The following is a 338-nucleotide window of genomic DNA, read 5'->3' on the forward strand; positions in this document are numbered from 1 at the left end:
GGGAAATATCGCATGAACGACGAAACCAGTAAAACGCCCGCCGGCGATGGCAATGCGCCGCGGAAAGATTTGACGCCAGCCGCCCGCCGGGCGCTGGCGGAAGCCGACGCACGACGCACCGACTATCTCGCGCAGGAAGCCGCCCTGCCGAAAGAGATCGGTGGCCGTGGCGGCAAGGAGCCCGGCCGCTATGGCGACTGGGAGATCAAAGGCCTGACCAGCGACTTTTAGAGTGTGTCGATATTCAGCTGAGGCCGGCCGGCGTATCTCGCCATAGCTGGTGCGCCCAGACTAAGCGGCACTGCGCTGGGGCTCGAGCGCCAGCCAGCCTTGCTCGT

At 65.1% G+C, this 338-nt stretch carries 1 protein-coding gene; it reads left to right on the plus strand.

Going from position 1 to position 338, the window contains the following annotated elements; all coding sequences use genetic code 11:
* Window positions 1-12 precede the first annotated feature (12 nt).
* Complete coding sequence (locus tag EN852_RS37300) at window positions 13-231, plus strand: DUF1674 domain-containing protein (RefSeq protein WP_127277742.1); 219 nt, start codon at window positions 13-15, stop codon at window positions 229-231.
* Window positions 232-338 lie beyond the last annotated feature (107 nt).

It is taken from the genome of Mesorhizobium sp. M2E.F.Ca.ET.209.01.1.1, from assembly GCF_004010375.2.
GTDB lineage: Bacteria > Pseudomonadota > Alphaproteobacteria > Rhizobiales > Rhizobiaceae > Mesorhizobium.

Excerpts from the sequence above, each read along its gene's own strand:
- EN852_RS37300 (WP_127277742.1), top strand. The coding sequence starts at position 13 with ATGAACGACGAAACCAGTAAAACGCCCGCCGGCGATGGCAATGCGCCG.